Raw genomic sequence first — 6,345 nt, 5'->3', positions numbered from 1 at the left:
CAGTACTGGAACATGTTGAAGATCTTGAAGGGACATATGTTGCCTTCTCAAAATGGTTGAAAAAGGGAGGAATCATGTCCCACTCAATTGATTTTAAATGTCACCGAACAACTAAACGTTGGAATGGTCACAGAACCTATACCGAGTTTGGGTGGAAGATTGTAAAGGGGGGGCGAATGTTTTTGATAAACCGGCTGCCATACTCGGTACATCAGGAATTGCAGAAAAAGCACGGTTTCAGAATATTGAAGGAGCTTCCCGTGATCATGGCTAACGATATTCCAAGGAATAAATTTTCACAGAGGTTCAGGAATCTTTCAGAAGAAGATATGACAACAAGCGATGCGTATATGCTCTCCGTAAAAGAGTGATAAATGCCCTGCGTGAATTGCAATAGTTTATTGTAGAGATTTTTGAAAGTGTTTCACCCTAAATTTGCAAAAAATGATAAAACAGCATAATGCTCTTATTATGAGTTGTTTGTCATGCTTACCTAAAGCTTTTGTACTGTTTCAAAGTGTTTCACCCATTTTGTTAAATTGCTATATATCAATATGTTAACCTAAAAGAGTGTTTCATGTGTTTCATTATTTTGTGAAACACTTGCATTACCTTTTTTTTAATGAAATAATCTTTTTAATATAATAACCGTTGCTATCTCAGGCAACATACCTACAGGAAACCGCTGCGATTCTTCCCCATAATGGGGAGACAAAAAGCAATTAGTTGCACATGATAATTAAGTCCTCCCTGCAGGGGAGGACTTAGGTGGGTTATGCTCTTCTTATTAATCCTAATAATAAAGCTATAATTGCTATAACCAGCAGAACATGAATGATCCCGCCTGCAGAGTAATAGAAAAATCCGAATGCCCAACCTATAATAAGGATAACAGCGATAATGTACAATAAGCCTCTCATTTTTTTATGTTTTAGTGATAATTGATATCTGGCTTATATCTAAAACTATTCCAAAACCTCGTTAAAACAAGAAAACCTGCATGTGCAGGTTTTCTTTATGGTTTTTTTTGACGGATTAATATTCGTCTTCGTTAAAAAAGAAGTCATCTTTTGTAGGGTAATCAGGCCATATCTCCTCAATATTTTCATAAGGCTCGCCGTCATCCTCTAATGCTTGCAGGTTCTCGATCACCTCAACAGGTGCTCCAGAACGGATAGCGTAATCAATTAATTCGTCTTTAGTTGCAGGCCATGGCGCATCCTCCAGGTGAGATGCTAATTCGAGTGTCCAATACATATTTTTATCTTATAATTTTAGTTAATTTTTCAATTTTCAATTTCCGCAAAAGTATAATATTTTTATATTGATTATCAATATATTTTTTTAAATTTTTTAAAGTCGTGGTATCCATTGGTTCTCGGAGATTTTATGGTCATTTCCAAGTTTCCTTGCAAGGGTGAAAAGATAATCACTCAACCTGTTCAGATAAATAATCACCTTGTCATCCACCTTACTATCTTCGGCAAGGTGTACAGTAAGGCGTTCGGCCCTGCGGCACACGCACCGGGCTATGTGGCAATAAGATATCATTGTGCTGCCACCGGGTAAAATAAAATGCTTAAGCTCCGGCAATTGCCCGCTCATAGTATCCATTTCTTTTTCCAGCAAATCAATGTCTTCCTTATGCAGGTCGGGTATCACCATTCTTGATTTTTCAGGATCGGCAGCTAATGACGATCCTATTGTAAACAGTCTATCCTGTATTTGTTTTAAAAAATCTTTATCATGTAAGGTAATCTCCTGGTCGCATATCAAACCTATGTAGCTGTTTAGCTCATCAACCGTGCCGTAACTTTCAATACGCAGGTGATGCTTAGGTACGCGCGTACCGCCTATAAGAGAAGTAAAGCCTTTATCGCCTGTTTTGGTATATATCTTCATGAGGGATGCGGTAATTTATAAATATTGATTTAAACATAGTTAATAATTAAACAATATTTATGAGTTACTTCAAACTTGCTTTTATATTTACCGTTATTAAATAGTTCACGCATATCATACGCCATGAGATTCATCATATTATCAACCAAATCTATATTAATACTAGCTTCGGTATTCTTACTATTGAGTTTTAAATGCAGCAGTACAGCAAATAGAACAGAAGCTAAACCCAAACCGGCAGTAGCTTTTAATTTAATTACAGAGAAGCAATTTAATGATCTTTTTCCGCAACGTAACCCTTTTTACACTTATAGCGCATTTATACGGGCGGTAAAAGAATTGGGTTTAATTAAAATACAAATTACGCGCCGCGCAGTATCTGTTTACCAGTTTATACGTACCGACAAAAGCACCGGTAAAGCAACTACTATTAGGCAGGACGTATATTGGAACGAGCACTGGGCAAAAGTAAAACCCGACAGCACTTACATTGTTGATTACGGAAACTTTTGTACCGAAAGTGATATACTGACCAATAAAAAGGAGTTGGCCGCGTTTTTTGCAAACATTGCACACGAAACCCGCCACGGCGAGAATGGTAGCTATACCGACGGACTGATGCTTACCCACGAAAGTAATACCTCATTAGATTATCTTAGTGATAGCGACGAATATCCACCGGTTAAAGGCAAAAAATATTATGGCCGCGGCCCTATGCAACTAAGTTATAATGGTAATTACGGCTATGCGTCTGATTGTATTTTTGGCGATCATAGAATATTGTTGAACAATCCGGATTTGGTTATGACCGATCCGGTAGTGGCGTTTAAAGCGGCTATTTATTTTTGGATGACACCACAAACACACAAACCAGCTGCACACGATGTAATGATTGGTAAATGGAAACAAAATGCAGGTGATAAAGCGGCGGGCCGTATTCCGGGTTTTGGTATGGTGATAGATATTATTAACGGCGCGGTTGAATGTAACAAGGGCGATAATGCACTGGGCATGCAGGACCGTATTGCTTTTTACAAGCACTTTTTAGCAAAGCTGGGCGCAAGCGACCCAAATTGTGTTTGCAGTTGCGGGAAGATGAAACCATATTAATGGATAAACCCCATCATAATCAATATAATATTTTGATTTGACAATTATGATTTTTATATTTAATAAATAATGGAAGCAAAATTTTCTACTGTTGTAAAAGATATTATTCAATCTTCAAGAGAAGAGGCGATAGCTCATGGCAATGATTATATAAGTACCTCACATATTCTTTTAGGAGCATTAGATCAAAATGAAGTAAAAGAAAACACAGTTGGAATAGCTTTGAAATTTTTAAAAGTTGATTTAAAAAAATTAAGAAACAAAATATCAAGCAGCCTCAAAAAGAGTAATTCCACTGACTTGAAAGGAAGTATACCACTTTCGAAGCAAGCAGAAAAAGCATTAAAAATTACTTACTTGGAAGCAAAGATTTATAAAAGCGATGTTATAAGTAGCATTTATTTATTATTGTCAATACTTAGAGATGAAGAATCTGAAACTTCTCAATTACTGAAAGATTACAAGGTAGATTACGATTCTATAAAGGAGTTGATCGAAAAAAAACAAATTACAGATGGTGAATTAATTTTCAATCAAACTCCCCGATCAGTTAATCACGATATCGTTAAATCTTCTGAGACAATTATCTCCGATATTAAAGCTTCTCCACTAAGTCTTTTTTTTGATACATCTGAATATACTACTGAAGAGATAAAGAATATTGTTTTATTGTTGTCAGAGTTATATGCAAATATCGGGGGAGACTACTTGAAGCTAACTGGAATGAGTCAATTTGATCGTGTTTTAGAATTGGTATAATGTTCGAAGAAGACGATAATTGTCACGAAACAAAAAGCTTTTTGAAACTTGACGTCGAAGGGGCTGATACTTTTATATGGAGTAAATTAAAAGAGAATTTAACAATTCTAATTGTTGAATTGTTAGATTCAAAGGCCAATGTCAAAACAGGTGGCACGGTTAAACAAGAGTCACAAAGAATAGCTGCAAATATATTAGAATATGCAAATTCAAAGTTAGAGAAAGCTTCTATTGAAAATCAAAAATTATTTGCTGAGTTGGAGGGACTACTAGCTAACCAAGCTAAAACCCATGCTGAAACTCGAAAAATTAATGCTGAAGCAGATGCGATTGAAATTGAAAACGTAGCTAAAAAACTCCGTTTGGCTATTGGATTGGCAAAAGCAATAGCTCCAACATCCTCTGATCCCAATGCTTTGATCTTTGTAAAAAACATTGAAGAATTGGCATTTATTTTTCAAGAAAAAAAAATACACGAATAAGTGTTCAACGTAAAATCTTTCATGGAAAATTATCCTTTTGATACCGCCGGGCTAACTACAGAAACAATAGACAGGTACAATGAAACTTACAAAGCGCTTAAAGTAGAATTTAATATCCTGCCCACCGGGCATATTGATTTTAACCTGGAGCAGTTTGAGGTATTTAGAAACTGCCTGAGCGTTAATTTACGGGGATCATTTGTGATCAAACAGGATTGCGGTGATTCGTATATTTTATTTGTGGAGGTACATTATAAAATTGGTGAAACAAGGGAGGTATCCAATCACCAGGAATACCAGGTTTGGGGTTTAACGTACCTGAAAAACAATTTCGGCCGGGCCATCATTAGGAGAGAAACATTGACTGATAAACTATTTGAGCTTTTACACCCCCTGGAGCTGGATTTTAAAGAAGATAAAGCTTTCAGCAATACCTTTTATGTAGTAGTTAATGACCATGCAAAAGCAAGTACGGGCATGGATCGTAATTTCAGGAACGCGGTTATGGATATACGCGATAATGACTTTATGATAGAGGTGGTTGACCATACGCTTATCATCGGCAATTATGACCCGATAATAGCCGAAAAGTCAACACATTTGGCAGAGTTTGTGGAGCGCATAGCTTCGTTGTGTTAGCTTTTATAAAACAGCCTTCGCGGTGCTATCTACATTTCTATCCACCGTATGTATATTAGGATTATCATAGTCATTTTCTATCAAACCATCCCGCATACGTACAATACGGTGGGCGTGTAAGGCAATGTCTTCTTCGTGCGTTACTAATATAATGGTGTTGCCTTTGGCGTGAATATCTTCCAAAAGGCCCATAATTTCGATAGATGTTTTGGTATCCAAATTACCTGTAGGCTCATCGGCCAAAATAATGGATGGGTCGTTTATTAAAGCACGAGCCACCGCCACACGCTGGCGCTGTCCGCCCGAAAGCTCATTGGGCCGGTGATCTGTACGATTACCCAGGCCCACGTTTTCTAAAGCTTTTTTAGCCCGTTCCTGCCTGTTTTCTTTGCTGATACCGGCGTAAACTAATGGGAGTGCCACATTATCTAAAGCGGTATTACGGGGCAATAAGTTAAATGTCTGGAACACGAAGCCGATCTCGGAGTTACGCACTTCGGCCAGCTCATTGTCGGTCATGTGGCTAACGTTAATGCCGTTAAGGATATACTCGCCCTTGGTTGGCGTATCTAAACAACCCAAAATATTCATCAAGGTTGATTTACCCGAACCCGATGGACCCATCAAAGCCACAAATTCACCCTTATTAATAGTTAGCGATACAGATTTAAGCGCATGAATAACTTCTGTGCCTATAATGTATTTACGTCCTATATCTGTAATGGTAATTAATGGCTTCATATTTTTATTGCTTTGACAGCAGAGTTAGGTGTATTGTTACAGATTATTTTATGTCAGAAACGCCTAATGTGATTCAATTACCTGTTAATAGATTTAAAAAAAGAATCAATAGGTAATCGGTGACTTACTGGTATGCCGCATCCGTACAATGCGAATTTGATTTTTTAAGACGTGATAGGAAATACGATAATGATACTTTTCAAAAGCCCGCCAGGTACCATCGTTATTTTTTTTAAATTTATCTAACGGGTGTTTTTCAAAATTTTCAGATAAATTAATGGTTAGATCTACCAATGTATTCCTCACCATTTGTGCATTTTGTAACGAATCTAAAGCTATATATTCAAAGGCCTTTTTTAGTTCGGCTTTAGCACTGTTGCTCCATACAACTACCATTTATCCGCTTCAGCTTTCAAATCAGCAGCGGTGGTAAAATCGCCAGCCTCAATTTCAGCATCTCCTTTTTCAAGGTCCTTATTATATTGAGCGATTGTCTGCGGCTTTTCTGCTGTCTGAAACCCAATTTGCATTAATTTCAGCGAATTAATTAACCATTCCCGTTTAGAAGGGTCTTTAATTTTATCAAAATCAATTATAAGTTCCATATCATCATTTTTAATAGAACGAATTTACATAAAAACATTTAGCAATCAAAAAGCGGGGCACACTATCAAAAGTGACAAGGAGCCATTAAAAAAGAAAAATAAAATCT

The 6,345-nt window shown here is 36.9% G+C and carries 10 protein-coding genes and 1 pseudogene; 5 read left to right on the top strand and 6 right to left on the bottom strand.

Annotated elements, in window-relative coordinates; translation table 11 throughout:
• Positions 1–371, top strand: a pseudogene (locus tag JWP71_RS02450) (hypothetical protein); the annotation flags it as partial.
• Positions 372–773: 402 nt separating this feature from the next.
• Here the strand turns inward: JWP71_RS02450 and JWP71_RS02445 are convergent.
• The 3 genes from JWP71_RS02445 to JWP71_RS02435 form a co-directional block, all read right to left on the bottom strand.
• On the bottom strand, positions 774–920 hold the full coding sequence (locus tag JWP71_RS02445; protein ID WP_299496716.1) for a lmo0937 family membrane protein: 147 nt from the start codon (positions 918–920) through the stop codon (positions 774–776).
• Positions 921–1,035: 115 nt separating this feature from the next.
• Positions 1,036–1,257 (bottom strand): DUF2795 domain-containing protein, encoded by a 222-nt coding sequence (locus JWP71_RS02440; protein WP_002996718.1) that lies wholly within the window; start codon positions 1,255–1,257, stop codon positions 1,036–1,038.
• Positions 1,258–1,353: 96 nt separating this feature from the next.
• Positions 1,354–1,902: a cob(I)yrinic acid a,c-diamide adenosyltransferase gene (locus JWP71_RS02435; RefSeq protein WP_299496714.1), complete on the bottom strand. Its 549-nt coding sequence runs from the start codon at positions 1,900–1,902 to the stop codon at positions 1,354–1,356.
• A 123-nt stretch (positions 1,903–2,025) separates the two neighbouring features.
• On the opposite strand from JWP71_RS02435, the gene JWP71_RS02430 reads away from it, so the two are divergent.
• From JWP71_RS02430 to JWP71_RS02415, 4 genes are all read left to right on the top strand, one after another.
• On the top strand, positions 2,026–3,012 hold the full coding sequence (locus JWP71_RS02430; RefSeq protein ID WP_299496712.1) for a chitinase: 987 nt from the start codon (positions 2,026–2,028) through the stop codon (positions 3,010–3,012).
• Between the two features lie 69 nt (positions 3,013–3,081).
• Positions 3,082–3,771, top strand: a complete 690-nt coding sequence (locus JWP71_RS02425) for a Clp protease N-terminal domain-containing protein (RefSeq protein ID WP_299496710.1) — start codon at positions 3,082–3,084, stop codon at positions 3,769–3,771.
• Positions 3,771–4,253, top strand: coding sequence for a hypothetical protein (locus JWP71_RS02420; RefSeq protein WP_299496708.1), 483 nt, complete (start codon positions 3,771–3,773; stop codon positions 4,251–4,253). The genes JWP71_RS02425 and JWP71_RS02420 overlap by 1 nt, the downstream gene beginning before the upstream one ends.
• A 21-nt stretch (positions 4,254–4,274) precedes the next feature.
• Positions 4,275–4,892: a hypothetical protein gene (locus JWP71_RS02415; RefSeq protein ID WP_299496706.1), complete on the top strand. Its 618-nt coding sequence runs from the start codon at positions 4,275–4,277 to the stop codon at positions 4,890–4,892.
• 3 nt (positions 4,893–4,895) lie between these two features.
• Here JWP71_RS02415 and JWP71_RS02410 read toward each other — a convergent pair whose 3' ends face one another.
• The 3 genes from JWP71_RS02410 to JWP71_RS02400 form a co-directional block, all read right to left on the bottom strand.
• The gene (locus JWP71_RS02410; protein WP_299496704.1) at positions 4,896–5,633 is read right to left on the bottom strand and encodes an ABC transporter ATP-binding protein; all 738 of its coding nucleotides are present in this window, start codon (positions 5,631–5,633) and stop codon (positions 4,896–4,898) included.
• A gap of 105 nt (positions 5,634–5,738) precedes the next feature.
• Positions 5,739–6,029 (bottom strand): type II toxin-antitoxin system RelE/ParE family toxin, encoded by a 291-nt coding sequence (locus JWP71_RS02405; protein WP_299496702.1) that lies wholly within the window; start codon positions 6,027–6,029, stop codon positions 5,739–5,741.
• Positions 6,023–6,238 (bottom strand): hypothetical protein, encoded by a 216-nt coding sequence (locus tag JWP71_RS02400; protein ID WP_299496700.1) that lies wholly within the window; start codon positions 6,236–6,238, stop codon positions 6,023–6,025. Before JWP71_RS02400 ends, JWP71_RS02405 begins: the two co-directional genes overlap by 7 nt.
• Positions 6,239–6,345: the final 107 nt, after the last annotated feature.

It is taken from the genome of Mucilaginibacter sp., from assembly GCF_028287845.1.
Lineage (GTDB): Bacteria > Bacteroidota > Bacteroidia > Sphingobacteriales > Sphingobacteriaceae > Mucilaginibacter.
Note: the sequence above shows the minus strand (reverse complement) of the source record. Positions and strands in the feature narration are given on the sequence as shown.

Coding starts and splice junctions, on each gene's coding strand:
- JWP71_RS02445 (WP_299496716.1), bottom strand. CDS start 920: ATGAGAGGCTTATTGTACATTATCGCTGTTATCCTTATTATAGGTTGG.
- JWP71_RS02440 (WP_002996718.1), bottom strand. CDS start 1,257: ATGTATTGGACACTCGAATTAGCATCTCACCTGGAGGATGCGCCATGG.
- JWP71_RS02435 (WP_299496714.1), bottom strand. CDS start 1,902: ATGAAGATATATACCAAAACAGGCGATAAAGGCTTTACTTCTCTTATA.
- JWP71_RS02430 (WP_299496712.1), top strand. CDS start 2,026: ATGAGATTCATCATATTATCAACCAAATCTATATTAATACTAGCTTCG.
- JWP71_RS02425 (WP_299496710.1), top strand. CDS start 3,082: ATGGAAGCAAAATTTTCTACTGTTGTAAAAGATATTATTCAATCTTCA.
- JWP71_RS02420 (WP_299496708.1), top strand. CDS start 3,771: ATGTTCGAAGAAGACGATAATTGTCACGAAACAAAAAGCTTTTTGAAA.
- JWP71_RS02415 (WP_299496706.1), top strand. CDS start 4,275: ATGGAAAATTATCCTTTTGATACCGCCGGGCTAACTACAGAAACAATA.
- JWP71_RS02410 (WP_299496704.1), bottom strand. CDS start 5,633: ATGAAGCCATTAATTACCATTACAGATATAGGACGTAAATACATTATA.
- JWP71_RS02405 (WP_299496702.1), bottom strand. CDS start 6,029: ATGGTAGTTGTATGGAGCAACAGTGCTAAAGCCGAACTAAAAAAGGCC.
- JWP71_RS02400 (WP_299496700.1), bottom strand. CDS start 6,238: ATGGAACTTATAATTGATTTTGATAAAATTAAAGACCCTTCTAAACGG.